This window comes from Acidocella aromatica (assembly GCF_014201825.1).
Taxonomy (GTDB): Bacteria; Pseudomonadota; Alphaproteobacteria; order Acetobacterales; family Acetobacteraceae; genus Acidocella; species Acidocella aromatica.
The window spans coordinates 1-22,501 of sequence record NZ_JACHFJ010000006.1 but is presented as its reverse complement, the minus strand read 5'-3'; the positions used below and the strand labels follow the sequence as shown (position 1 = coordinate 22,501).

Genomic DNA, 22,501 nt, shown 5'->3' with positions numbered 1-22,501 from the left:
AGCAACTCAGATGAGGCGATCCTGCGCTTCCCATTCCCGTTCCCAGAAGACAGTTACATGTACTCCGTGAACATGGAGCCGCATGTGCGCGGCGGAGCGAGCCCGGTTTACAACGCCATGTTCGATATCGACGAGCACTATGTCGGCGATATGGCGGATCGCGCCATTACGCTGGACCAGGACCCGCTGCGCTGCCAGGTGTTACCGCATATGGAAACGGCCGAGTGGGACACGCTCGAGCTGCTCATGGAGAATCTAGCGAACGATTATCCCGAGCATTTCTCACTGACTAAGAACGACGATGAGTGGCACTGGATCAACCGTCCGCTGGATATTGACCAGAAGTTCACATTTGGCCGGGAGGAGACGCTGCCCTTCGGTCCGTTCGAGTACATCACCCGCCAGGTGCAGGGTGATTTCTCGCTGCAGGACCAGCGGGACAATAATCTGTATATGGATGGCGGCATGGTCACCTCGCAGGCTGACTGGTCGCTGAACTTTGACGTAGGCATGTCCTTTCATGAATGGCATGGCCCGGTGCCGCTGGCGCATGAGAGCGGCGTGTTCGACCGCGCGCTGCAATATCTGCTGCGCATGCAATGCGGCAAGCCGGTGCGCCGCCTGAACTGGACGATGACCGCCAATCCGCGCCTCGACACCTCGCCGGAGAATTATCCGTTGTGGGGGCCTGAGAAGGCAGCGATCACGCCGGAGAATGTGGGGCACCGCATGTGCCTGCGCGTGGAGTTGCAGACCCTCTACCGTCTGCCGCGCTCGAACGCCATTCTGTTCTCCATCCGTGGCTATCTCATCCGCCTGGAAGAGCTGGCCAAGGTAAAGAAATGGGCGGTACGAATGCATCGTGTCATCCGCGATCTGCATCCGCGAATTGCCGAGTACAAGGGGCTGCCGCGCTATCGGCAATATGTGGTGGATTATTTCGCGCCGCATGACGATGGCCGCGTGCTGAACGCGGGTATCGGCCCAGAGCAGGACGGCATCTGAGCCTTGCCTTTTCCTAAAAAACCCCAAGGCGACGCCACGGGGTTTTTTGTTGGTCATGTTCCGCCAAGAGACAGGTAGAAAAAAACGCCTCCGGGTTTCCCCGGAGGCGACGATTGTAGGCGAACCTTAGTTGTTGGCCAGGAAGGCGTCCAGGCTGTCGTCGAGCTGCTGCATCCAAGGTGTTTTGAGCGGCGGCGCCATGGTCCTGGTGATGGCTGAACGGAAGCTGTGGTGACGATAGGTCAGCACGTCCTCTTCCTTGTGGTGCTTCCATTCCTTGAACTGCTCGGCCATGATCTCCGGCTTGAAGTCCGGGTAATCGGTCAGGCCAAGCAGGTCGCGGATATAGCCGCACTGGAAGTCGATATCTTCCGAGGCGCTGATTGTAGATTCTTCCTTCTCGCGATAGGTTTGGCTGTCGGCTTGCATCTCTTCCAACGAGGGCAGATTGACCTTGCCAAGCATGACATCGCGGGCAAACCAGGCTTGCGCGTCGAACATGTTGAAGGTGTAGTACTGGTCCTGCATGCCGAGATAGAGCAGCTTCGGGTTCTTCTCCCACACCACGCCCTTGTATAGCCCCAGCGGCCATAGACGGTTGTTGGTCTTCAGGCGCAGATCGTCCGGCAGGAATGGGAAGTGATGCTGGTAGCCGGTGCAGATGATGATGGCATCCACATCCTTGCTGATACCATCCTTGAAGTAGGCGGTCTTGCCTTCGACTTTCAGCAGCAGAGGCACTTCGGAGAATGCCTCGGGGAAGGCGAAGCCCATCGGCTTGCTGCGGTAGGAGAAGAGGATCTCCTTGGCGCCGTACTTGTAGCACTGGGTGCCGATATCCTCGGAGGAATACGAGCTGCCGATGCAAAGCACGGTCTTGCCGGCGAATTCGGCGGCGTCGCGGAAATCATGCGCATGCAGCACACGGCCGGGGAATTTGGTGAGGCCAGGGAAGTCGGGGACATTCGGGGTCGAGAAATGGCCTGACGCCACCACAACGTAATCGAACACCTCGGAATAGACGTGGTCGTTCGTGAGATCGCGTACGGTGACGGTGAACTTGCCGGAAGCATCGTCATAGGCAACATCGCGCACCGGGGAGCGGAAACGGATGAAGCGGCGCAGATTGCCCTTCTTCACGCGGCCGACGATGTAGTCCCACAACACTTCGCGGGGTGGATAGGACGGAATGGGACGGCCGAAATGCTCTTCGAAGGAGTAATCGGCGAATTCAAGGGCTTCCTTGGGACCATTGGACCACAGATAACGATACATAGAGGCATGCACAGGTTCGCCGTATTCATCGAGTCCCGTGCGCCATGTGTAGTTCCACATGCCGCCCCAGTCTGCCTGCTTCTCAAAGCAGACGACTTCAGGAAGTTCGACTCCCTGCTTCTCGGCGGCTTCGAACGCCCTGAGCTGTGCGAGCCCACTGGGGCCGGCGCCGATGATCGCAACACGAAAACTCATGTGGATACCTTTATGCAATGTGACGGTACCGTTCTGCCAGTTTGTGCAAAAATGGCCCGCTCTGGTTGATGTCTAAAAACTCTGTTGTGGTGAGCGTAAAGTTGCGGCCTGGCTCAAACTCCTCCACGTCATATCGTCACGGTGGCGATGCGCGGTACCGTATGGGGATTCATTTTGCTGTGCAACACGAAAAGTGACATATAAGTAAAAAAAATTCTTGAAGGGAACTATGAGACGTTGATATTGTCGTGGTGGGAAATATTTGTTCTTGCTTCTTGAGAGTGGCCGCCTGCGAGGTTAAGCCGAGCTCCTGGCCATGATCGGCTGTTCGTGAGGTCTCCTGATGCCGTCGATTCATAACCTGAACGTGAAAAGCCTGCACCAGCGCCGCATCGATCCGATACGGCGGATCTTCGTACGCGATCTCGTGTTGCAGACCCGGATCGGTGTGCATGAGCATGAGAAGCGGGGGCGCCAGCGCATCCGGGTCAATCTTGAGGTCGTGGCGCGTCTCGACGAGACGCTGCATGACGAGTTGCGCAATACCATCTGCTATGACGATATTTCCCAGGCCATAAGGCGCCTTGCGATCGAAGGCCACATCAAGCTGGTGGAGAGTTTTGCCGAGCGCGTGCTGGAGATTTGTCTCTCCGATCCGCGTGCGCGCCATGCCACGGTGACGGTGGAGAAGCTCGACGTGTATGACGATGCTGGCGGTGTCGGCGTGACGATGAGTGCCGACGCAGGTTAGGCACTCTCCTCTAATAGAATTTCCCATGCCAAGCCGTCCAACATCAGGCACGAGCCTGTGCGCTGCACGGTAAGTGTGACGCCTTCGCGGAATGGCAGACTGGAACGGGTTATGCGCCAACCTTCAATTTCGCCCAAAGAGAGCTCGCAATCCACCAGTTCCTGAGCCGTCCGAAGATCCGCGGCGCCCTCCACGCAGGCGAGGAGTGTTGCGGCGGTAAGCACCAATTCCGGTGAACGTGCGCGCGCGAACATGAACACCCCGCCTGCGCGCACGAATATGGCGGCGCGGCCATCGGCCCGGCTGCGCAGGCGTAATGCCGATGCGGGGCATGCGGGGGTATTTGGCGTGCGGTGCCAGTGCTCCAGATAGTCGGAGAAATGTCCGGTCTCCACCAACACCTCGCCGTTCCAGAACAGGTTTCCGGCATCTGGTAGCGGGGCAGGAGGGTGGAAGTCGATCTCTCGATGCCACCGGAACAGGCCGTCCTCTTGGCGGAACAGGCCGGCGAAGCCCTGCTGCGTGGCCAGCCATAGGCAATCGTTCATGGTGAGGTCGGCCAGCGTGGTGGCGTGGAAGCAGTCAGGACGTCCAGGGGGAATACGCAGATCCACGAATAACGATGGTCCTTGCAACCAAGTTACCAATGTATCGGTATCGCGCTGGCCATCGGGCAGGGCCAGGAGCGAGCGCGTCCATAGCCCCGTCAGAGTGGGAACGGTCAGGGTTTTCATACGGTGCGCAGACCGTAATAGGGCTTGCGTGACGCCTTCTCTGGGTAGGCTCCTGCCAGCCGTGCGGCTAGGTAACGCTGGATCAACCAGACAGGTTCTTCGAGATGCGAGAGCCGGCCACGCACCGCGTAGCGCGAGCGCAATCCTGTCTGCACGGCCTCGTTCACCTCCATGTCCTCCAAATGGAAGTCGCGCAGCAGCACGCTTTCTTCCTCGATCATCTTCGCCAGCTCGGGGCTCGCCATGGTCTCGGGGCTGACCAGTGTGATCGTTTGCAGCTTGCAGCGTTCGGCGGAAATGGGCAGCAGCCGGTACCACAACAGACGATCCGGCATGGTGAGGAACATGAAGAACGGATACCCAGTGAACAGCCCCCATTCCTTGCTCTGCCCGCCGGATAGGCCGGAGATCGGCAAGAAGCCCGGCATAGCCTCGCCGCGCGCCGCAGCCTCCTCAACTTCGGCCTGGAGCTTGGCCGTATAGGGCAGATGCGCATGCACGTAATGCGGATGCTCGGGCTCGATCCAGGTATTTTGTCCGGGCATGATCCGGTTCAGCGTGGTGCTGTGCGCGCCGATATGGTGGTAGGATTCCATCCAGTTTTCCACCATCACCTTCCAGTTGAATGGGCAGTCCCAGTCCATGGTTATGGCGATGCTCATCTGCGCGAAATTCCAGGGCGCGACGATGGCGTCGAGATCGCGGTAGCATTTGGCAAGTTCCATCGCAGCACCGTCGAAGTTTACGAAGACGAAGCCGTTCCACACATCGCTGCGCACGGCGGTCAGCGGCCATTCGGCTTTGGTGAAGTCTTTGGCTTCCTGCATGTGCGGGCAGCCGCGCAGCCGCCCATCCATCTCGAAGGACCAGAAATGATAGGGGCAGAGCAGGTTCGGTGCATGGCCCTTGCGCGGAAAACCGGTGCTGCCGGGCAATATGTCCATGGCCCGGTGCGGGCAGACGCGTGAGAGCGTATGGATGGCGCCGTCCTCAGCGCGGGTGATGGCCAGCGGCTCGCCGAGTAGTTCCAGCGCCAGATAATCGCCAGGATTGGGCAACTCGCTTATATGCGCCACACAGAGCCAGCCCGCGCGGAACAACTTTTCCTCTTCGAGCTTGAAAAAAGCCTCGTTAGTATAGGCGGCCTGGGGGAGGGTGTGCGCGCTGGTGAGGGGTAGGGCAGCGGTGGCGGCGATATCCGCCGTGAGGGAGGCAAGCACGGGTGTAAGCATTGTGCCAGCCTAAAAAAGCGGCGCGCCTTTCAAAAAGGCAAAAGATATCCAGTTCACTTGGCGTATTCGCCAAGCGATTCTAGCCGCCCGGCGCGCCGATGCCGAAGTCCCGCGCCAGATCCGCCAGGAAGTTCACCACCGCCGGTGGTTGATGCGCTCGTGGGCGGGTGGCGAGCTCCATATCCACGTTATAGCCGAAGCGCGCGGGCAGTACGCGGCGCAGCGGCAAGAAGAATTTGGTCGCGCTGACATAGTGGTCGGGCAGGTAGCCGATATAACGCCCGGTCAATACCAGCAGCGCGATGCCTTCCACATCGTTGGCGGTGGCAGTGCGGGGCAGCGTGCCGAGCAGCAGGCGGGACTCTTCCTGCGCCGCATAGGTCCGCCCGACCAACTCGCAGGAGGCCAGTTCGTCCAGGCTTACCTCGTCGGGGCAGCGCGGATAGAGCGGGTGCGTTTCGGCGCAGTAGAGATTGTTCTTCTCACTATAGAGCAGCCGGTACTCCAGCCCCGGCAGGCGCTGGCGCACGCTCACGATGGCGGCATGCAAGGTCTCGTCCAGCAGCGCCTTTTCCAGATGGTTTGGCGGGTCCACCGAGATGTTCACTTGCACGCGCGGGGCGCGGCGTTTCATCGCCGAAAGTACCTTGGCCAGGCGGAAATTCGGATCGGTAAGCAGCGTGTCGATAATGCCAAGGTTGAGTTCGCCGACAATTTCGGTGTGGATGCCGTTCATCCGGTAGCGGAAGCCCTCCAGCGCGCCAAACAGCTGCTGTGCCGCCAGATGCACCTCCCGCCCCTGGGAGGTGAGGGCGAAGCCCGAGCGCCCGCGCCGGCACAGCTTCACGCCCAGACGTGTCTCCAGCTCTTTCACATGCTTGCTGATTGTGGAAAGGCCGGTTTGCAGCTGCGCCTCCGCCGCGGCGAAGCCGCCGCATTCCACCACCGTGGAGAACAGCCGCAACAGCCGGATATCCACATCGGAGACGTTGGCGGTAAAGGGCGGGTGGCGGGCCATAACTTTCTTGATATGGAAAGTAAATCGGCAAAGCAAGCCATGTTACTATAATTCAGCACTGGCTACCCCTTAATTATGTATACAAATTCAGCACAAATGAGCGGTGTTAAAAATATTCTTTCAAATTATGCCTGTTTAACGCGCTCAATGATCGATGACGACGCTGAATTTGCGTATTTTTCCGCCGCTAACCGCTATGAGGATGCAACCATGACGTCACTTCGCTCCGGGGTTTCTCGCGCCCTGCGGTCGCTGCGCCGAGCCCTGCTGGGGGCAGCCACGGCCCTGACGATGCTCGCTGGCGGCAGTGCCAGCGCCTTGGCCGCCACGAAGCTTAATCTCGGTATCGTGCCCTGGATCGGTTATGGCCCCATTTATGTCGCGGCGGCCAAGGGCTTCTTCGCCGCGCATGGGGTGGATGTGAATCTCGTCAATTTCGACGACCCCTCCGCCATTCCCGGGGCCATTTATTCGGGGCAGGTCGGCGCGGGAACGCTTACCTATGACCAGGTGATCGGCACCAACGCCAAGGGCTGGCACCTGAAGGTGGTCATGCCCATCGACTATTCCGCCGGCGCCGACGCCATGCTCTCCACCGACGACATCACCTCCGTGTCCCAGCTCAAGGGGATGAAAGTGGCCTACGCGCCGCTCACCCCGTCGGACTTCCTGCTTGGCTACGCGCTGAAGCAGGTGGGGCTGAGCAAGAGCGATATAACCTCCATCAACGTGCCCGCCGAGGGCGTGCCGGGCGTGATGGTTGGCGGCTCCACCAAGGTGGGCGTCACCTATGAGCCGAGCGTCACCGGTATCGTGCAGGCCGATGGCGGTAAGAAGTTCCATGTGCTGTTCTCCTCCAAGCAGGCGCCGGGCCTGATCACCGACGTGATCGTCGTCACGCCGAAGACCATCAAGGCTGACCCGGTGATGATCACCGGCTTCATCCAGGCCTTCATCGAGGGTGAGGATTACATGAAGTCCAGCCCGGACGACGCTGCGGCGATCATCGGCAAGGCGCTGGGTGAAGATGGTGCTATCGCCGAGGCGCAGCTCTCGGGCGTGCAGAACCCGGATCTCGCCGCCATGCCGACCGTGCTGGCGAAATCCGACAAGCTGCCCTCCTTCTGGGTCAGTGGCCCGGTGATTGGCGATCTGCTGAAATCCGAAGGCCAGATCTCGGCGGCGCCGCCCATCGCGGACACTTATGACGCGAGCTTTGTCAACGCGCTGGCTGGTGTGAAATGAGCAAGTCGGCACTGTTTCGTTACAACAACGGCGTGGTGCCGAACATCGCCGCGCTGGCTTATGCCGGTGTGGCCTATCTCGGCGGGTTGGTGCTCATCACCCGCCAGGGGCTGGCGCCGGACCTGCTGGGCACGCTGCTGGTCGCCCACGCACTCGTCATCTTCGCGTATTTTATCCACGAGTTCGCGCACGGCGCTGTCTTCAGCAAATCCAGCGATAACGACCGTGCGGGCGAGGTGATGGCCTGGCTTACCGGCGCTTGCTTCGCCTCCTATGCGGGGCTGAAGGAAAAACATCTGCGCCACCATGCCGACCGGCTTGATGTCGTCACGTTCGACTACCGGGAGTTTCTGAAGAAGCAGCCGCGCTGGGTGATAAAGCTGGTTCTGGCGTTGGAATGGGCTTACATCCCGGCGGTAGAAATCCTGATGCACAGCTTCGTCATCGCCGCGCAATTCAACCACAGCGATCCGGCGCGCAAGCGGCGCGCACTTATCATGCTGGCCTCACGCGTGGCGCTCTTCGGCGTACTGGCCTGCATCTCTGTGAAATCTCTGCTGTTCTACGCGCTGGCCTATATGCTCTTCCTGCATGTGCTGCGCTTTATGGACGCCTTCCAGCACACCTTCGATGTCTATGAATCCAGGGAGTTGACCGCTGCCCCGCCGGAGCTGGTGCGCGATCGCGCCTATGAGCACGCTAATACTTATTCCAACGTGCTTTCGCTCTCGCACCCGTCGCTCAACCTGCTCACCCTCAACTTCGCCTATCACAACGCGCATCACGCCCGCCCAGCGGTGCCCTGGCACGAGCTTCCGGCGCTGCACGAGAAGCTCTACGGCGCCGACCGCACGCAGGTGCTGCCCGCCACGGCGCTGTTCTCCACTTGGCACCGCAACCGCCTGCGCCGCGTCACTGACCCGGATTACGGCGAGGTGAAGCCCGAAGGCGACCGCGCGCATGATTTCGTCGGTGCCGTCGGCGTCTCCTTCCTCACGGCGGTGTAATGACTCAGGTGCGTAAGTTCTGGCCGCTTCTCACGGGCCTGCACAGCTATGAGAAAGCAGTCTCCATCCGCAATCGCGGTCATGGCGAGATGATCGAGGCCCCGATCCTCGCTTATCTCATCGAGACCGCGAATGGCCGCATCCTCTACGATGTCGGCTGCGACTACCGGAAGCTCGAAGACCCGGCGCTGCGCCAGCGCTTCTATGAAGGCTTCGAGCTTGCGCCGCCGATCATGCGCGAGGAGGACCGGCTTCCCTCGCGGCTGGAAAGACTGGGGCTTACGCCGAAAGATGTGGACGTGGTCTTTCTTGGCCATCTACATTTCGACCACGCTGGGGGGCTGCATGAATTCTGCCATGCCGAGCTGCATGTGCACGAGAAGGAGTTGCAAGCCGCGCGTGAACCAGCCGACAGCGCCTATTTCGCCGATGATCTGGCGCCGGTTAAATCCTGGCGCTGCACGTGCTGCGAATATGATCTCACGCCCGGGGTGCGCGCGATCGAGACACCCGGCCACACCGCTGGGCATATGTCGATGCTGATCGAGCTGCCCAAGGGCGCGCCCATTCTGCTCTGCGGGGACGCGGCGGATTTGACCGAGAACCTGGAGGACGAAATCGCCCCCGGGCTTTGCTACCGCGATGACGAGGCCGATGCCCTGGCCTCCATCCGGCGGCTGAAACAATTGGCGAAAGAGACAGGAGCGGAGCTATGGCCGAATCACGATCTGAGCTTCTTCCGGGCATGGGACAGCTTTCCTCTCTGGAGGGAGTGAAGACCAAGCCCAAACCAGTCGCTCCTCCATCGTCATGGACGGTGCGCGGCACGCTCTCCAAGCCGCTTTACCGGTTCATCGCGCTGACCAGCTTCGTGCTGCTCCTCGCCTCGTGGTGGAGCGTCACCGCCAGCGGGATTGTCGACCCGATGTTCCTGCCCAGCCCGCAGGATGTCGTCAGCCAGGCCTGGAACTGGGCCACCACCGATAATCTCTTCACCGATACCGGCATCTCCATCTACCGCGTGATGGCGGGCTTCGCGATCTCCGCGCTCATGGCCGTGCCGCTGGGGCTTTATATCGGCGCGTTCCAGCCGGTGCGCGCCTTCTTCGAGCCGCTGCTGGAATTCTCCCGCTATCTGCCCGCCGTGGCCTTCGTGCCGCTGGTGCTGCTCTGGGCGGGCATTGGCGAGTCCTCCAAGATCACCGTGATCTGGCTCGGTACATTCTTCCAGATGGTGCTGATGATCTCGGACGATGTCTCCCGGGTGCCGATGTCGCAGATCGAGGCGGCGCGCACGCTGGGGGCCACCAATGGCGAGGTCATCCGCAAGGTGCTGCTGCGCTCGGCCATGCCGGGCATGTTCGATACGCTGCGCCTGACGCTCGGTTTTGCCTGGACCTATCTGGTGGTGGCCGAGATGGTCGCGGCCAATTCCGGCCTCGGCTACGCCATCCTGCAATCGCAGCGCTTTTTGCAGACGGACCGAATCTTCGTCGGCATCATCGTCATCGGGATCATCGGCCTGATTACCGATCAAGGCCTGCGCTTCATCCATCGCAGGCTCTTCCCCTGGGTCAAGAAGTGAGGGCCGCGTCATGAGCACTTTGCTGGTTTCCCATCTCAACAAGCGTTTCGGTGCCTTCGAGGCCCTGCGCGACATCAACCTCACTTTGCAATCCGGGGAGTTCGTGGCGTTGGTCGGCGCCTCGGGCTGCGGCAAATCCACCTTGCTGCGCATCGTCGGCGGGCTGGAGACGCGCAGCAACGGTGTGCTGGAGATCGACGGTGTCGGCATCACCGGCCCGGGGCATGACCGCGCCATGGTGTTCCAGGATTACAGCCTCTACCCCTGGCTCAGCGTGATCGAGAATGTGCGCTTCTGCCGCGGGTTGAAGGCGTATCGAGGGCAGGAGGCAAACGAGGCGGTCCGCCATGCCGATCTGCTGCTGGAGTTGATGGGCCTGACCCGCGTGCGCAATTCCCGTCCGGATCAGCTCTCGGGCGGCATGCGCCAGCGCGTGGCCATCGCCCGTGCGCTGATGGCGCAACCGGATTTCCTGCTGATGGATGAACCCTTCGGTGCGCTGGATACGCAAACCCGCGAGGTGATGCACGATTTGATCCTGCACGTGAAGGAAGTCGAGAAAAGCGGCATATTGTTCGTCACGCATGACGTGGAGGAGGCCGTATATCTGGCCGACCGCGTAGTGGTGCTGGCCCCGCATCCGGGACATATCGACAGCGTCTGGCATATCGACCTGCCCAAGCGCACCCAGGACCTCAAGCTCGCCCCGGAATTCCTGCACTATAAGCGCGAGATCACCCAGCGCATCCGCGCCACCTCAGGCATGGTGAGCGATCTCTCCGTCCTGGCGGCCCTGGCGGCGGGCTGATGCGTATTTCTGCTAAGCCTTACGACTGGCCGCATGACGATAGCCTGCGGCCGGAGACCACCGCGCTCATCATCATCGATGTCCAGCGCGATTTTACCGATCCGCGGGGCTATATTGCCTCGCTGGGGTATGACACCGCCCCGGCCCGCGCGCTCATCCCCGGCATCGCCGCGTTGCGCGAGGCGGCATCCGCCTGGGGCGCGCTAATCGTACATACGCGTGAAGGACACCGGCCGGACCTCGCTGATCTGCCGCCGCAAAAGGCGTGGCGCTCGGCGCGGCTGGGGCCGGGCATCGGCGCGCCAGGGGCGCTGAGGCGGTTTCTGGTGCGCGGTGAGCCGGGGTGGGAGATGGTGCCGGAACTCAGGCGCCGCCCCGGTGAGGTGGTGATCGACAAGCCCGGCTATTCGGCGTTTGCGGCCACTGATCTCGCGCTGATTCTGGCTGTGCGCGGGATCAGGCATCTCATCATCTGCGGCCTCACCACCGATGTCTGCGTTCATTCCACGCTGCGCGATGCGGTGGATCGGGGCTTTGAGTGCCTCGTGGCGGGCGATCTCTGTGCTGCCACGGAAGAAGAGAACCACCGCGCCGCCCTGGCCACCATCGCCACCGAAGGCGGGATCTTCGGGGCGGTTGCGCGGGCGGCGGAGATTCAGCTCAAGCTGGCGCGGTAAGCCCGCCAACCGCCGAAGCCGGTGATGTCGGTAGCCCCCTCCAGCGCGTAAGCCTCGCACAGAAAGCCCGGATGCACCGAGCCGTCGGCCAGCGTCACCCGGCCAATGCCCATGGGGGCGGGCAGGGCGGCGACGAAGCGGCCGAAATTCTCCGGGCTCAGCGCCCACACCTCCACGGCGATGCCGCTCCCGGCAAAACCCGGCGTTTGCGCCAAGCCCGGTTTGGGCGGGGTGGTGGCCAGGGCGTAGAGCTTGTAATCCGGCGCGGTGGTGGTGGAGCTGACGAGACGTGCGCCGAGATGAACCAGTTCATGGTTAAGCACCATGCCGCTCAGATGCGCGCCCGCGACCACCACCGTCACCTCCTCGGGTGCCGGTGCGCTATAGGTCGCGGTGGGCTGGGCCTGGTTCACCCCGGCCCCAGCCCCCAGGGCGGCGTGCAGGGTGGAGGCGTAGCCAGCCAGCGTGGCATCGCTGAAAGCCGGGCCGATGAAGGTGACGCCGAAGGGGAGCCCATTTTCCCGGAACCCGGCGGGCAGAGCGATGGCCGCCAGATCCAGCAGATTCACGAAATTGGTATACAGCCCGAGCGTGGAGTTATGCTTGACCGGCTGCTCCAGCATCTCGGCCACGGTGAAGATGGCGGGGGCGGTGGGCAGCAGCAGGGCGTCGCACTTGCCCAGCTCCGCCAGCGCGGCGTGGCGCAGCGCCTGCACTTTGTAGATATCGGCAAAGGCATCGGCGGCGGAAAACTTTTCTGCTCCACCGATGATATGCCGCACCGTGGGATCAAAACTCTCCGCATGGCTGGCGTAGAACGCCCGCACCGCCGCCAGACGTTCCGCCACAAACGCGCCACCATAGAGCAGCGTCGCGATATCGCGCAGCGGGGCGTAGTCGATCTCCACCATCGCCCATCCCAGCGCCCCGGCCTGGGCGATGGCCTCGGCATAGAGCTTGGCCGCTTGCTCATCGCCCGCGAAGTCGCGGTCCTTCACCGCCAGCACGCCGAGCTTGGGTGCCACTGGCAACGCCACTTCGCGCGGGACGCGGGAATAGGCGTCCGCCTCGTCGTAACCCTCGGCCATGCGCAGCACGTCCATGGCGTCGGCGGCGGAGTTGGCGAAGATGGCGACGCAGTCGAGGCTCTTGCAGGCGGGCACCACCCCGGCGGCGGAGATACGCCCGATGCTCGGCTTCAGCCCCACGATATTGTTGCAGGCGGCGGGCACGCGGCCCGAGCCCGCCGTGTCCGTGCCCAGCGAGAACGCCGCCAGTCCCGCCGCCACCGCCACCGCCGAGCCGGAGGAGGAGCCGCCGGAGATGTAATCGGCATTGAACACCGAGCGCGGCGCGCCATAGGGCGAGCGCGTGCCGTTCAGCCCGGTGGCGAACTGGTCGAGATTGGTCTTGCCCAGCAGAATCGCCCCCGTCGCTCGCAGCTTGGCGACCACGGTGGCATCCCGCGCGGCGGTGTAGGCGAAATCCGGGCAGGCGGCGGTGGTGGGCATGCCCGCCACGTCGATATTATCCTTCACCACGTAAGGCACGCCCGCCAGCGGCAGCGAGAGGTCCACGCTCCGGGCGGCGGCCAGCGCCTCCTCGCGCGGCACCAGCGAGATGAACACCGCCTTATCCGGGTAGGTGTCGATACGGTCATACAGCGCGTTGATCAGCGCCTCGGGCGTCAGCCCGGCGGCGTAGGCGGCGCGCAGGGCGGGGATTTCCAGCAAATCGGGGATCATATCTTTCACTCCGTCACGATCACGCCCAGGCGTTGCCCGGCGCGCACAACTTGGCCCGGTGCGGCGGCCAGGGCCGAAATCCGCCCGCTGGCCGGGGCGGCCACGCGCACTTCCATCTTCATCGATTCCAGGATCATCACCGGCTCGCCGGCGGCCACGGTCTCGCCCGGTTCCTTCAGCACCTGCCACACGCTGCCCGGCACCGGGGCGGCGATGCCGCGCGCACCGGGGGGCAGGGCGTCCTCGGGCGGCGGGGGCGGCAGGTCGGGTTCCTCGAAGCTGTGCAGCCCCTTGGCCACCCAATCCTCGCGCTCGGCGGCGAAGGCCGCGCGCTGGCTGCGCTGGAAGGCGGCGATGCTCGCCTCGTTATCCGCGCAGAAGGCCAGATGTTCGCGGAGCGAGAAGCTGCTTTCCTCGATGCGCGGCATGTATTTGCCGTGCGGGAAGGCCTCGCGCAGCTCCAGCAGCTCCTGCTCGCTCACCTCGGTGAAGCGGATCTGGTCGAAATGCCGCAGCAGCCAGGGCTTGCCGTCCTCGAAGGGCGGGGTCTGGCGGTGCGTGTTCCACACCTGGATGGTGCGCCCGAAGAGCTGGTAACCGCCCGGCCCCTCCATGCCATAGACGCACATATACGCGCCGCCGATGCCCACGGCGTTTTGCGGCGTCCAGGGGCGGGCGGGGTTGTATTTGGTCGTTACCAGACGGTGGCGCGGGTCGTAGGGCGTGGCCACCGGCGCACCGAGATACACATCGCCCAGGCCGAGCACCACGTAGGAGGCATCGAAGATGATGCGCTTCACCTCGTCGATGCTCTCCAGCCCGTTGATGCGGCGGATGAACTCGATATTGTCCGGGCACCAGGGCGCGTCGGGGCGCGTGGTCTCCTGGTATTTGCGCATAGCCAGGCGGATCTGCGAATCATTCCACGATAGCGGCAGATGGATGGTCCGCGCCTTCACCACCATGTCCTCGGGTTTGGGCAGATGCGGCAACAGCTCGTCCACCGTCGCGCTGATCCTGGCCGCGTTCGTCACGCCGGAATCGAAATGCACCTGTAGCGAGCGGATGCCGGGGGTGAGGTCGATCACGCCGGGGATGCGCGCCTGCTCCAGCGCGTCGCGCAATCCTTGCGCCCGCAAACGCAGCTCGAAATCCAGCTTCATCTCGCCGAACTCGATGAGAATATCCTCATCGCCCGCGCGGCGGATCACCGTATCCTTGCGCGCCTCGATGATCGCGGGGGCGGCATCGGCGCGGATGAAGCGCACCTTGTCGCCGGGCTTGAGCTGGCCGAGTTTCCAGAGATCCTCGCGCGTCACCACCGCCGGGCAGACGAAGCCGCCGAGCGAAGGCCCGTCCGGCCCGAGCAGGATCGGCATGTCGCCGGTGAAGTCGATGGCGCCGACGGCATAGGCATTGTCATGGATGTTGGAGGGATGCAGCCCGGCCTCGCCGCCATCCTCGCGCGCCCATTTCGGCTTGGGGCCGATGAGCCGAACACCGGTACGGGCGGAGTTGTGGTGAACCTCGTAGGTGGAGGCGAAGAAGGTTGAGATATCCTCTTCCAGGAAGAAATCCGGCGCACCGTGCGGGCCGTAGCGCACGGCGAGTTGCCACTCATGGGTGAGTTCCGGGCGCGTGGCGGGAGCGTGGGTGGGCAAAGGGCGCGGCGGGTTGAGGCGCAGCGTGTCGCCAACGCGCAAGGCGTTGCCGTTATGCCCGCCAAAGCCACCCAGGGTGAAGGTGGCGGTGCTGCCCAGATATTCCGGCGCCGCGAACCCGCCGCTCACAGCCAGATAAGTCCGCTGGCCCGGTCCTTCGATGCTGCCAAGGCTCAGGATCTGTCCGGCCTTCACCTCCACGGGACTGAAGAATGGCACGGGCTTGCCATCCAGCTCCGCCGGCATGGCACCGCCGGTGAGCGCGATGATGGTGTTGCAATTGAAGCGCAGCGTCGGGCCGGTATGGGTCAGCTCCAGCGCCGTGTCGGTGAGTACATTGCCGAGAAGCTCATTGGCCAGAGCATGGCTTTTCTCGTCCATCGGGCCGGATGGTGGGATGCCGATCTCCCAATAGCCAAGCCGTCCGGGCAGTGATTGCAATGAGGATTGCGCCCCGCCATCCAGCACGGCGATGCTGTGCGGCACATAGGTGAAATTCACCAACGTGCGCGTGGTCATCTCGCCCGCCAGGAATTCGGGCAGGGCCAGGATCTCGCTCAAATAATCCAGATTGGTTTCAATGCCGAAAATTTCGCTCTCAGCCAGCGCCGCCTGCAAATTGACAATAGCCTCATCGCGCGTACTTCCGGTGGCAATGAATTTCGCCAGCATCGGATCGTAGAACGGAGAGATGGCGGTGCCTTCCTCCACCCAGCCATCCACGCGCAGGCCGGGCCCGGGCTTGAAGGCAGTCAGCGTGCCACTGCACGGCGCGAAATTCTCCGCCGGGTTCTCGGCATAGACGCGCACCTCGATCGCCGCGCCCCTTGGTGTAAGAACCTCGGGCAAACGGAACTTACCCGCCGCCTGTTCGATCATCCAGCGCACGAGATCGACGCCGTACATCTCCTCGGTAACGCAATGCTCCACCTGTAGCCGGGTATTCACTTCCAGGAAGTAGAATTCTTGTGCTTCGGCATCATAAACAAACTCCACCGTGCCGGCAGATTCGTACTTCACCGAGGAGGCCAGCGCGATGGCGGCCTCTTGTAGCTTTGCCAGTTTTGCATCAGGCAAATTGGGAGCAGGGGTTTCCTCCACTACTTTCTGGTTTCGGCGTTGCAGCGAGCAGTCGCGCGCGCCCAGTGCCACCACGCCGCCCTTTCCATCGCCGAAGATCTGTACCTCGACATGTCGAGCGCGGGCGACGTATTTCTCCAGGAATAGCGCTGCATTGCCAAAGTTGTTGGCAGCAAGACGTGAAATGCTGGAAAAACGTTCCGCCAGCTCCTCCGCGTTATGGCAGAGAACCATGCCGATGCCGCCACCGCCCGCGCTGCTCTTCAGCATTACCGGATAAGTGACGCGCTCCGCCGCCTCCAGGGCTTTTTCCACCGTGGCGAGGATACCTGTGCCAGGCAGCATCGACACCCCAGCTTTCTCGGCCAGATCGCGCGCCGTGTGCTTCAACCCGAAATCACGCAGATGTTCAGGCCGCGGGCCGATGAATTTGATCCCGGCCGCCGCCAGCTTCTCGGCGAATTCCACCCGCTCGGAGAGGAATCCATAGCCCGGATGCACGGCTTCAGCACCCGTCACCTTACAGGCCGCGATGATGGCATCCATGTTGAGGTAGCTCTCCGCCGGGGCGGCGGGGCCAATATGCACGGCCTCATCTGCCGCCAGCACAGGCGGCGCAAAGCGGTCGGCATCAGAGTACACCGCCACGGCGGAAATGCCCATGGCCTTGCAACTACGCTGGATGCGCGCGGAGATTTCGCCGCGATTGGCGATTAGAATTTTCTTGAACATTACGCGTCGCGGATGATGATCTGGATGGGGGTGGGGGTGAAGCCGTTGCACGGGTTGTTCACCTGCGGACAGTTGGAGATAAGCACCAGCACATCCATATCCGCTTGCAGTTCAACATAACCGCCGGGTTTGGAAACGCCATCATCAACGGTGAGTTCTCCATTCGGGCGGATCGGCACGTTCATGAAAAAATTCACGTTGGAAACAAGATCACGCTTGCTCATGCCGTATTTTCCCAGCTCCGCAATGAAGTTTTCGCGGCATGAATGCATGAAGCGCGTCTCATGGCCGAAGCGCACGGTGTTGCTCTCGCAGGAGCAGGCGCCAGCACAAGTATCGTGGAACCCGCAAGTATCAGCAATGATCCTCACCATTGCCCGGCCTTCGTTGGAGAGCAGAACGGAGCCGGTGGTCAGGTCGTAACGCCAGCCTTTGGCTGCCTGCGCCGCAAGCGTGTCCTGGGCTGAGTAACGCTCCGTGGTGTCCTGCGCGTTGTAGAACAGCGCGTCTACCGCTTGTTGGCTCTTGAGATCGACGATGCGCATGATCTGTCCCGCCTTCAGCACGGCGGAATAGGGGGCGCGGGCAGGAACGGTGATGTCGGAAATGATAGTCATGCGGCAAAGAACCCATCAGTGTTGATGAAGCCGCGCACGGCTTCTTCGGTGAAGGTGCGGCAGAGATCCTTGGGCCCAGCAGCGGGGGCGCGCCAGATGATGTAGCTGATCGGGCCGGTCGCCTCCTGTATGGGGCTGAGCGCCGCAGGGGTGTTGGAGAGCACGACAAGTAGATTCATCTCGGCGCGTAGTTCCAGCATTGCCCCTGCTGGCGGATTGCCGCGCCAGCGCATGCAGCCTTGTTCATCCACCGCCACAGGTGAGAACAGCGAGAGGGAGGGGGCGACATCGCGGCGCGAGAGTCCGAACTTGGCGGCGGCGCTGCGGAGATTGTCGCGCCCGTTGCGCCTCGTGGTTTGCGCGGGCGAGTTGGGGCCGATGATGGTGTCGTGCCCGGCGCCGCTATCGGCGGTGATGGAGGCGAGCACGCGCCCCATATCCGAAAACAATACGCGCCCGGTGGTAAAATTCGTCGTCCATTGCAGCTTGGTGGTATCGCCCGCATTGTAGCGCTCTGCGGTTTCGTCGGCATTCCACATGAAGAAGGCCGCACCGGGCGTGCCGGAGGTGTTGGTGATGCGCAGCGTCGCACCTTTATGCAGGCGCAAGCAGGCATACCAGCCCGGCGGGATGGTGTCCTGCGAAACGATGTTCTCCCGGGCGATATCAGCAAACTGCGTCACCGGCTTGGGGGCTGCTGCGCGGGCGCGGGCCTGGATCTGCAAGGCTTCGTAGCGAGCGCGGTATTGTTCGGGGGTAAGTTTGTCCAGATCCAGCATTCAGGCTGCTCCTTTTTTGTCCTTGGCGCGGGGGCGCACGGGAATATCATGGGTGATGCGCGCGCCCTTGGTGGGATCGTCGGGCGTGGGGCGTTCCAGCACGATGACGCGCGTGCCAAGGCGGAAGGCCTCGGAGATGTCGTGCGTGACCATAACGATGGTCATCTTCGTCTCTTCCCATAGCCGCTTGGTCAGCACATGGATGTCCGCGCGGGTGCCGGGATCGAGGGCGGAGAAGGGTTCGTCCAGCAGCAGCACGCGGGGCTTGGCCATCAGCGCCTGGGCCAGAGCGAGACGCTGCTGCATACCGCCCGAAAGTTGTGCCGGATAAAAGTCCGCCGCATGGCGCAGGCCGACATGCTCGAGCATGGCTCTGGCTTCTTCTTTGGCGTTGTAACGCTTGGGGCCAAGAAGTTTGCCAAGCCAGCGTGAGGCTTTCAGCTCCATCGGCAGCAGCACGTTGCCCAGCACGGTGAGGTGCGGGAACACCGAGTAGCGCTGGAATACCACGCCGCGCTCAAGCGTAGGTTCGGCAGGCAGAGGTATACCATCGAGCAATATGCTGCCTCGGGTGCAGAATTCCTCGCTCATCAGCATGCGCAGCAGGGTCGTCTTGCCACAGCCCGAGGGCCCGACGATGGAGACGAAGCTACCCTGCTCGATGTTCAGGCTGATCTTCTCCAGCACCACGCGGCTATCATAGATCTGCCAGATGTCCTTGATCTCGATGCTGCTCATTGGCTCTTGGCTCCCGCGAACCAGGGGAAGGCGTAGCGCTGTGTCAGGCGGAGCGAGACATCGAAGATGAAGGCCAGCAGTGTGATCCAGATCACATAGGGGATGATGACATCCATGGCGAAGTAGCGGCGCACCAGGAAGATGCGGTAACCAAGCCCGTCCTGCGCCGCAATGGCCTCGGCAGAAATCAGATAGATCCAGGCTGGACCAAGGGAGAGTCTAAGGCTGTCGATCAACCGCGGCAGCATCTGGGGTACTACGACGCGCAATGCCATTTGCCAGGATGAGGCGCCGAGCGTCTGCGCCTTGATGAGTTGCGCCTTCGGCATTTCCTCGACGCGCATGATTAGGTCACGGATCATGAAGGGCGCGGTGCCGATGACGATGAGCGTCACCTTTGCGGTCTCGCCTATGCCGGCGATGATGAACAGGATCGGCAAAATGGCCAGAGGCGGCACCATAGAGAATGCCGCGATGAACGGTACGCAGAGCTTGCGCAAGTATGGCAGCATGCCCACCGCGATGCCAATGACAAAGGAGATGCCAATCGAAATCACCAGCCCCTCGATCAGCCTTTGCAGGCTGGAGAGCGTGTCGGTGAGCATCAGGTAATCACCCGTCGCCATGTCCTGTGTAAATGCCATCAGGTTCACGGCGGAGGCCATCTGGCTGAGGGTTGGCAGCAGCTTGTCCATCGGGTTCGCCGCATGCCTGACCGCCGAAGCGGTCAGGTACAGCACGATGAGGGCGATGAACGGCACGACGGCGAGCAGCCGCGCGCCATGCTTTCCCGGATGCCGGTTGATGAGGCGCATTACAGCGTCTTCGCGGCTGCCATTGCCATGTAGTCGGCGTTGAAGCGGAATTGCACGTTTTTCGGATCGCCCAGCACATGCCCGCCGGGGAACTCGATGCCCACCACATCTGGCGAGGTGGCACCCTGGCCCAGCATGCCCCAGGCGAACAGAAACTGGCGCACATGGTCCATGGTGGCGATGAGCTGGCTGCCTTTCGTAAATTCGGCGGCCACGGCCGGGTCGGAGAACAGATGCGTGGTCTTGAGCTGGCTGGCGAAACCGGCGTAGTCGGTGCCGGAGAGCTTGCCCATCTCGGTTTGCGCCGCCTTGGCGTCCGGCGTGTCGGCCAGCATGATACCCAGTGTTTCGTACCAGATGCCGCAGAGCGCCTTGGCGAATTCCGGGTTAGCTTCCAGAGTCTTGGTATTGACAATCACGAGGTCGAGAATCTCGCCCGGGATCTGCGAGGAGTTGAATACGTTGTGCGCGGTCGGATAGGCGTCGATCTGCTCGACGATCGGGTTCCAAGTGACTACGGCGGTAACATCCGAGGTCAGGTACGCGGCGGCCATGTCGGCATCCGAGGTATTGACAATCTTGATGTCGCGTTCAGTAAGCCCATGCATTTGCAGACCGCGGTCGAGGAGGTATTGCGACACCGAATACTGCACGATATTGACGTTTTGGCCCTTGATGTCCTCGAACTTCGTCTTGTTCTTGAGGATCACGGCATCGTTTCCGTTGGAATAGTCGCCGGTGATGATCGAGGTGGAGTCCACGCCGCCGACGGCGGGTACGGCGAGCGTGTCCATGTTGGTGATGGTCAGCGCATCGAACATGCCGGAGGTGTACTGGTTGATGGAGGTGGAGTAGTCGTTCACCTCGACCACATCGATCTCGATGCCGTATTTATCGGCCCATTTCTTCACGATGCCTTTTTCAGCCGCCCAGGGCCAGGGCATCCAGCCGACATAGATCGTCCAAGCCAGCGTGAATTTCTTCTTGGCCGCGGCGCGTGCCGGTGTGCCGCCGGCCATCGTGGCCGCAGCTGTCAGCGCGACGCCGGATTTCAGGAAGTCTTTACGTGTCAGCATCAAAGCACCCTCTCTTCGTTGACAAATCTCACCGAATTTTGAGGGTACACTGAGAGCCGATGCGTACCCCCGCATCCGTAGCTCTCCCGGGCTTTTGTCCCGCCGTGCATCATGCGGATGTCTCCCCGCATGACCGCCGCTCTCGGACCAGCACCGGGATACTTCCCGGCCGGAACCCTAGCGGCCTTTGCAGGAGAGAAATGCAAACTGCGTGCCAAGATGAATGGCACAGGAACACATAGAGGTTTTTCTGTCTTGGCGAAGAGCTGACTTAAAAAAGGGCCGTTTTGCCTAAAATGGCGCCAGATGCGCGCGAGGTACGACGCCAGAGTACAGGTGAGCCAGAAATCCTCGGCTTCAAAACCTCCAGCCAAGGCGGTGGCACATGACATCCGCCGGGCGACGTGGCGCATTATTAAGCGGAGGATAAGAGATTCCAAAACGGCAACGGGCCGGAGAACATCTTGATGCCGCCATTGCGGCAAAATTCGTCCACAACTTGAACGAGATGCCAATGCTGCAGAAGCCGTAGACGTGAAGCCGTGAGTATCCCCCAGTATGGACGCGCCAAGCATTCAGCCCGGTTTACGCCGATGATGCGCCTCGACATAGCGCGCCGTGCCGGATTTGCTGCGTGTGACGATGGAGTGGGTAACGGCGCGCTGACCGGCCAGATGAACGCCGCGCAGCATCTGGCCGGAGGTGATGCCGGTGGCCGCGAACATAACGTCGCCCTTGGCCATGTCGGAGATTGTGTAGATGCGCTGCGGGTCGGTAATGCCCATCGAGGCGGCACGGGCGATTTGCGCTTGATCCTCGAACAGTAGACGCCCCTGCATCTGCCCGCCGAAACAGCGCATGGCTGCGGCGGCCAGCACACCTTCTGGTGCGCCACCGGAGCCGAGGTAAAGATCAATCCCGCTCTCCGGCTGAGCCACGGCAATCACCCCGGCCACATCGCCTTCGCCGATGAGCGTGATCCGCGCCCCGGCGGAACGGCAGGCCTCGATGATCTCGGCATGGCGCTCGCGTTCCAGCACGCACACCATTAACTCGTCCACGGCGCAGCGTTTTGAGGCGGCGAGGCTCTCGAGATTCTCACGCACGCTGCGATCCAGCCCGACGACGCCTTCCGGCAGTCCAGGTCCCACGGCGATCTTGTCCATATACACATCCGGGGCGTGCAGCAGGCAGCCACGCCCCGCCAGAGCCACAACCGCGAGCGCGTTGGGCGCGCCCTTGGCGGCGATGGAGGTGCCCTCCAGCGGATCGACGGCGATATCCATGGCCGCTCCGCCGCAGCCCACCTTCTCGCCGATATACAGCATCGGCGCTTCGTCCATTTCGCCCTCGCCAATGACCACGGTGCCGTTGATGGCCACTGTGTCGAAAGCCTTGCGCATGGCCTCCACAGCGGCGCCGTCGGCGGCGTTTTTTTCGCCGCGCCCGATCCAATACGCCGCGGCAAGTGCGGCCGCTTCGGTCACGCGTATAAGTTCGAGAGCCAGATTGCGGTCCGATGTGATGTAGAGAGGCGAGGTCATGCGAGGCTCCCGAGATGTTGCAGAAATCCGTTTGTCGAAGGATCCGCTTGGTTGTTTTCAATTCCCTTGACGGATGGTACGAGCCCCGTCGCCAGTTCCTTACCCAACTCGACGCCCCATTGGTCGAAAGCGTTGATGTTCCAGATGGCGGCCTCGGTGAAGATGCGGTGCTCGTACAAGGC

The 22,501-nt window shown here is 62.1% G+C and carries 20 protein-coding genes, 1 pseudogene and 1 riboswitch; of the genes and pseudogenes, 8 read left to right on the top strand and 13 right to left on the bottom strand.

Annotation, left to right across the window (positions count from 1 at the left end; all coding sequences use genetic code 11):
• Window positions 1–57: 57 nt before the first annotated feature.
• Window positions 58–1,005, top strand: a complete 948-nt coding sequence (locus tag HNP71_RS07880) for a heme-dependent oxidative N-demethylase family protein (protein ID WP_281376889.1) — start codon at window positions 58–60, stop codon at window positions 1,003–1,005.
• A gap of 126 nt (window positions 1,006–1,131) precedes the next feature.
• On the opposite strand, the gene HNP71_RS07875 is transcribed toward HNP71_RS07880, so the two are convergent.
• Window positions 1,132–2,475 (bottom strand): NAD(P)-binding domain-containing protein, encoded by a 1,344-nt coding sequence (locus tag HNP71_RS07875; RefSeq protein WP_183266348.1) that lies wholly within the window; start codon window positions 2,473–2,475, stop codon window positions 1,132–1,134.
• Window positions 2,476–2,818: 343 nt separating this feature from the next.
• Between HNP71_RS07875 and HNP71_RS07870 the strand changes: the two genes are divergently transcribed.
• Complete coding sequence (locus tag HNP71_RS07870; protein WP_183266347.1) at window positions 2,819–3,226, top strand: dihydroneopterin aldolase; 408 nt, start codon at window positions 2,819–2,821, stop codon at window positions 3,224–3,226.
• Here HNP71_RS07870 and HNP71_RS07865 read toward each other — a convergent pair.
• The 3 genes from HNP71_RS07865 to HNP71_RS07855 all read right to left on the bottom strand — a co-directional run bounded on the left by HNP71_RS07865 (window position 3,223) and on the right by HNP71_RS07855 (window position 6,210).
• Entirely contained in the window at window positions 3,223–3,960 is a 738-nt protein-coding gene (locus tag HNP71_RS07865) for a hypothetical protein (protein WP_183266346.1), read from the bottom strand. The genes HNP71_RS07870 and HNP71_RS07865 overlap by 4 nt on opposite strands.
• Window positions 3,957–5,192: an aromatic ring-hydroxylating oxygenase subunit alpha gene (locus tag HNP71_RS07860; RefSeq protein ID WP_183266345.1), complete on the bottom strand. Its 1,236-nt coding sequence runs from the start codon at window positions 5,190–5,192 to the stop codon at window positions 3,957–3,959. Before HNP71_RS07860 ends, HNP71_RS07865 begins: the two co-directional genes overlap by 4 nt.
• A gap of 79 nt (window positions 5,193–5,271) precedes the next feature.
• Window positions 5,272–6,210 (bottom strand): LysR family transcriptional regulator, encoded by a 939-nt coding sequence (locus HNP71_RS07855; protein WP_183266344.1) that lies wholly within the window; start codon window positions 6,208–6,210, stop codon window positions 5,272–5,274.
• A gap of 210 nt (window positions 6,211–6,420) precedes the next feature.
• Between HNP71_RS07855 and HNP71_RS07850 the strand changes: the two genes are divergently transcribed.
• From HNP71_RS07850 to HNP71_RS07825, 6 genes are read left to right on the top strand one after another with little or no spacing between them, the layout of a single operon-like run.
• Complete coding sequence (locus HNP71_RS07850; RefSeq protein WP_183266343.1) at window positions 6,421–7,455, top strand: ABC transporter substrate-binding protein; 1,035 nt, start codon at window positions 6,421–6,423, stop codon at window positions 7,453–7,455.
• Window positions 7,452–8,462 carry a fatty acid desaturase family protein gene (locus tag HNP71_RS07845; RefSeq protein ID WP_183266342.1) on the top strand — a complete coding sequence of 337 codons (1,011 nt, stop codon included), beginning with the start codon at window positions 7,452–7,454 and terminating at the stop codon, window positions 8,460–8,462. The genes HNP71_RS07850 and HNP71_RS07845 overlap by 4 nt, the downstream gene beginning before the upstream one ends.
• On the top strand, window positions 8,462–9,238 hold the full coding sequence (locus HNP71_RS07840; RefSeq protein WP_183266341.1) for an N-acyl homoserine lactonase family protein: 777 nt from the start codon (window positions 8,462–8,464) through the stop codon (window positions 9,236–9,238). The genes HNP71_RS07845 and HNP71_RS07840 overlap by 1 nt, the downstream gene beginning before the upstream one ends.
• Entirely contained in the window at window positions 9,175–10,047 is an 873-nt protein-coding gene (locus HNP71_RS07835) for an ABC transporter permease (protein ID WP_221246689.1), read from the top strand. Before HNP71_RS07840 ends, HNP71_RS07835 begins: the two co-directional genes overlap by 64 nt.
• Before the next feature lie 10 nt (window positions 10,048–10,057).
• On the top strand, window positions 10,058–10,855 hold the full coding sequence (locus HNP71_RS07830; RefSeq protein WP_183266340.1) for an ABC transporter ATP-binding protein: 798 nt from the start codon (window positions 10,058–10,060) through the stop codon (window positions 10,853–10,855).
• Entirely contained in the window at window positions 10,855–11,532 is a 678-nt protein-coding gene (locus HNP71_RS07825; RefSeq protein WP_183266339.1) for a cysteine hydrolase family protein, read from the top strand. The genes HNP71_RS07830 and HNP71_RS07825 overlap by 1 nt, the downstream gene beginning before the upstream one ends.
• Here HNP71_RS07825 and atzF read toward each other — a convergent pair.
• From atzF to HNP71_RS07780, 9 genes and pseudogenes are all read right to left on the bottom strand, one after another.
• A complete protein-coding gene (gene atzF / locus HNP71_RS07820) occupies window positions 11,511–13,277 on the bottom strand; it encodes an allophanate hydrolase (RefSeq protein WP_183266338.1) in 1,767 nt (588 codons plus the stop codon). The genes HNP71_RS07825 and atzF overlap by 22 nt on opposite strands.
• 5 nt (window positions 13,278–13,282) lie before the next feature.
• Window positions 13,283–16,750 carry a 5-oxoprolinase/urea amidolyase family protein gene (locus HNP71_RS07815; RefSeq protein ID WP_183266337.1) on the bottom strand — a complete coding sequence of 1,156 codons (3,468 nt, stop codon included), beginning with the start codon at window positions 16,748–16,750 and terminating at the stop codon, window positions 13,283–13,285.
• Entirely contained in the window at window positions 16,750–17,367 is a 618-nt protein-coding gene (locus tag HNP71_RS07810) for an urea amidolyase associated protein UAAP2 (protein ID WP_183266336.1), read from the bottom strand. Before HNP71_RS07810 ends, HNP71_RS07815 begins: the two co-directional genes overlap by 1 nt.
• Entirely contained in the window at window positions 17,364–18,146 is a 783-nt protein-coding gene (locus tag HNP71_RS07805) for an urea amidolyase associated protein UAAP1 (protein WP_183266335.1), read from the bottom strand. The genes HNP71_RS07810 and HNP71_RS07805 overlap by 4 nt, the downstream gene beginning before the upstream one ends.
• On the bottom strand, window positions 18,147–18,884 hold the full coding sequence (locus HNP71_RS07800; RefSeq protein ID WP_183266334.1) for an ABC transporter ATP-binding protein: 738 nt from the start codon (window positions 18,882–18,884) through the stop codon (window positions 18,147–18,149). It lies immediately after the preceding gene.
• On the bottom strand, window positions 18,881–19,699 hold the full coding sequence (locus tag HNP71_RS07795) for an ABC transporter permease (protein WP_183266333.1): 819 nt from the start codon (window positions 19,697–19,699) through the stop codon (window positions 18,881–18,883). Before HNP71_RS07795 ends, HNP71_RS07800 begins: the two co-directional genes overlap by 4 nt.
• Entirely contained in the window at window positions 19,699–20,775 is a 1,077-nt protein-coding gene (locus tag HNP71_RS07790; RefSeq protein ID WP_183266332.1) for a putative urea ABC transporter substrate-binding protein, read from the bottom strand. Before HNP71_RS07790 ends, HNP71_RS07795 begins: the two co-directional genes overlap by 1 nt.
• A gap of 81 nt (window positions 20,776–20,856) precedes the next feature.
• A riboswitch (guanidine-I (ykkC/yxkD leader) is annotated at window positions 20,857–20,967 on the bottom strand.
• A 383-nt stretch (window positions 20,968–21,350) separates the two neighbouring features.
• Window positions 21,351–22,319, bottom strand: coding sequence for a class II fructose-bisphosphatase (gene glpX, locus HNP71_RS07785; RefSeq protein WP_183266331.1), 969 nt, complete (start codon window positions 22,317–22,319; stop codon window positions 21,351–21,353).
• Window positions 22,316–22,501, bottom strand: a pseudogene (locus tag HNP71_RS07780) (glucose-6-phosphate isomerase); the annotation flags it as partial. The pseudogene HNP71_RS07780 and the gene glpX, both read right to left, overlap by 4 nt.

What these genes read in the sequence shown, in the direction of transcription:
- HNP71_RS07865 (WP_183266346.1), bottom strand. Translation starts at nt 3,960, where the DNA reads ATGAAAACCCTGACCGTTCCCACTCTGACGGGGCTATGGACGCGCTCG.
- HNP71_RS07850 (WP_183266343.1), top strand. Translation starts at nt 6,421, where the DNA reads ATGACGTCACTTCGCTCCGGGGTTTCTCGCGCCCTGCGGTCGCTGCGC.
- HNP71_RS07805 (WP_183266335.1), bottom strand. Translation starts at nt 18,146, where the DNA reads ATGCTGGATCTGGACAAACTTACCCCCGAACAATACCGCGCTCGCTAC.
- HNP71_RS07835 (WP_221246689.1), top strand. Translation starts at nt 9,175, where the DNA reads ATGGCCGAATCACGATCTGAGCTTCTTCCGGGCATGGGACAGCTTTCC.
- HNP71_RS07825 (WP_183266339.1), top strand. Translation starts at nt 10,855, where the DNA reads ATGCGTATTTCTGCTAAGCCTTACGACTGGCCGCATGACGATAGCCTG.
- HNP71_RS07880 (WP_281376889.1), top strand. Translation starts at nt 58, where the DNA reads ATGTACTCCGTGAACATGGAGCCGCATGTGCGCGGCGGAGCGAGCCCG.
- HNP71_RS07840 (WP_183266341.1), top strand. Translation starts at nt 8,462, where the DNA reads ATGACTCAGGTGCGTAAGTTCTGGCCGCTTCTCACGGGCCTGCACAGC.
- HNP71_RS07845 (WP_183266342.1), top strand. Translation starts at nt 7,452, where the DNA reads ATGAGCAAGTCGGCACTGTTTCGTTACAACAACGGCGTGGTGCCGAAC.
- atzF (WP_183266338.1), bottom strand. Translation starts at nt 13,277, where the DNA reads ATGATCCCCGATTTGCTGGAAATCCCCGCCCTGCGCGCCGCCTACGCC.
- HNP71_RS07830 (WP_183266340.1), top strand. Translation starts at nt 10,058, where the DNA reads ATGAGCACTTTGCTGGTTTCCCATCTCAACAAGCGTTTCGGTGCCTTC.
- HNP71_RS07790 (WP_183266332.1), bottom strand. Translation starts at nt 20,775, where the DNA reads ATGCTGACACGTAAAGACTTCCTGAAATCCGGCGTCGCGCTGACAGCT.
- HNP71_RS07860 (WP_183266345.1), bottom strand. Translation starts at nt 5,192, where the DNA reads ATGCTTACACCCGTGCTTGCCTCCCTCACGGCGGATATCGCCGCCACC.
- glpX (WP_183266331.1), bottom strand. Translation starts at nt 22,319, where the DNA reads ATGACCTCGCCTCTCTACATCACATCGGACCGCAATCTGGCTCTCGAA.
- HNP71_RS07875 (WP_183266348.1), bottom strand. Translation starts at nt 2,475, where the DNA reads ATGAGTTTTCGTGTTGCGATCATCGGCGCCGGCCCCAGTGGGCTCGCA.
- HNP71_RS07855 (WP_183266344.1), bottom strand. Translation starts at nt 6,210, where the DNA reads ATGGCCCGCCACCCGCCCTTTACCGCCAACGTCTCCGATGTGGATATC.
- HNP71_RS07800 (WP_183266334.1), bottom strand. Translation starts at nt 18,884, where the DNA reads ATGAGCAGCATCGAGATCAAGGACATCTGGCAGATCTATGATAGCCGC.
- HNP71_RS07870 (WP_183266347.1), top strand. Translation starts at nt 2,819, where the DNA reads ATGCCGTCGATTCATAACCTGAACGTGAAAAGCCTGCACCAGCGCCGC.
- HNP71_RS07810 (WP_183266336.1), bottom strand. Translation starts at nt 17,367, where the DNA reads ATGACTATCATTTCCGACATCACCGTTCCTGCCCGCGCCCCCTATTCC.
- HNP71_RS07795 (WP_183266333.1), bottom strand. Translation starts at nt 19,699, where the DNA reads ATGCGCCTCATCAACCGGCATCCGGGAAAGCATGGCGCGCGGCTGCTC.
- HNP71_RS07815 (WP_183266337.1), bottom strand. Translation starts at nt 16,750, where the DNA reads ATGTTCAAGAAAATTCTAATCGCCAATCGCGGCGAAATCTCCGCGCGC.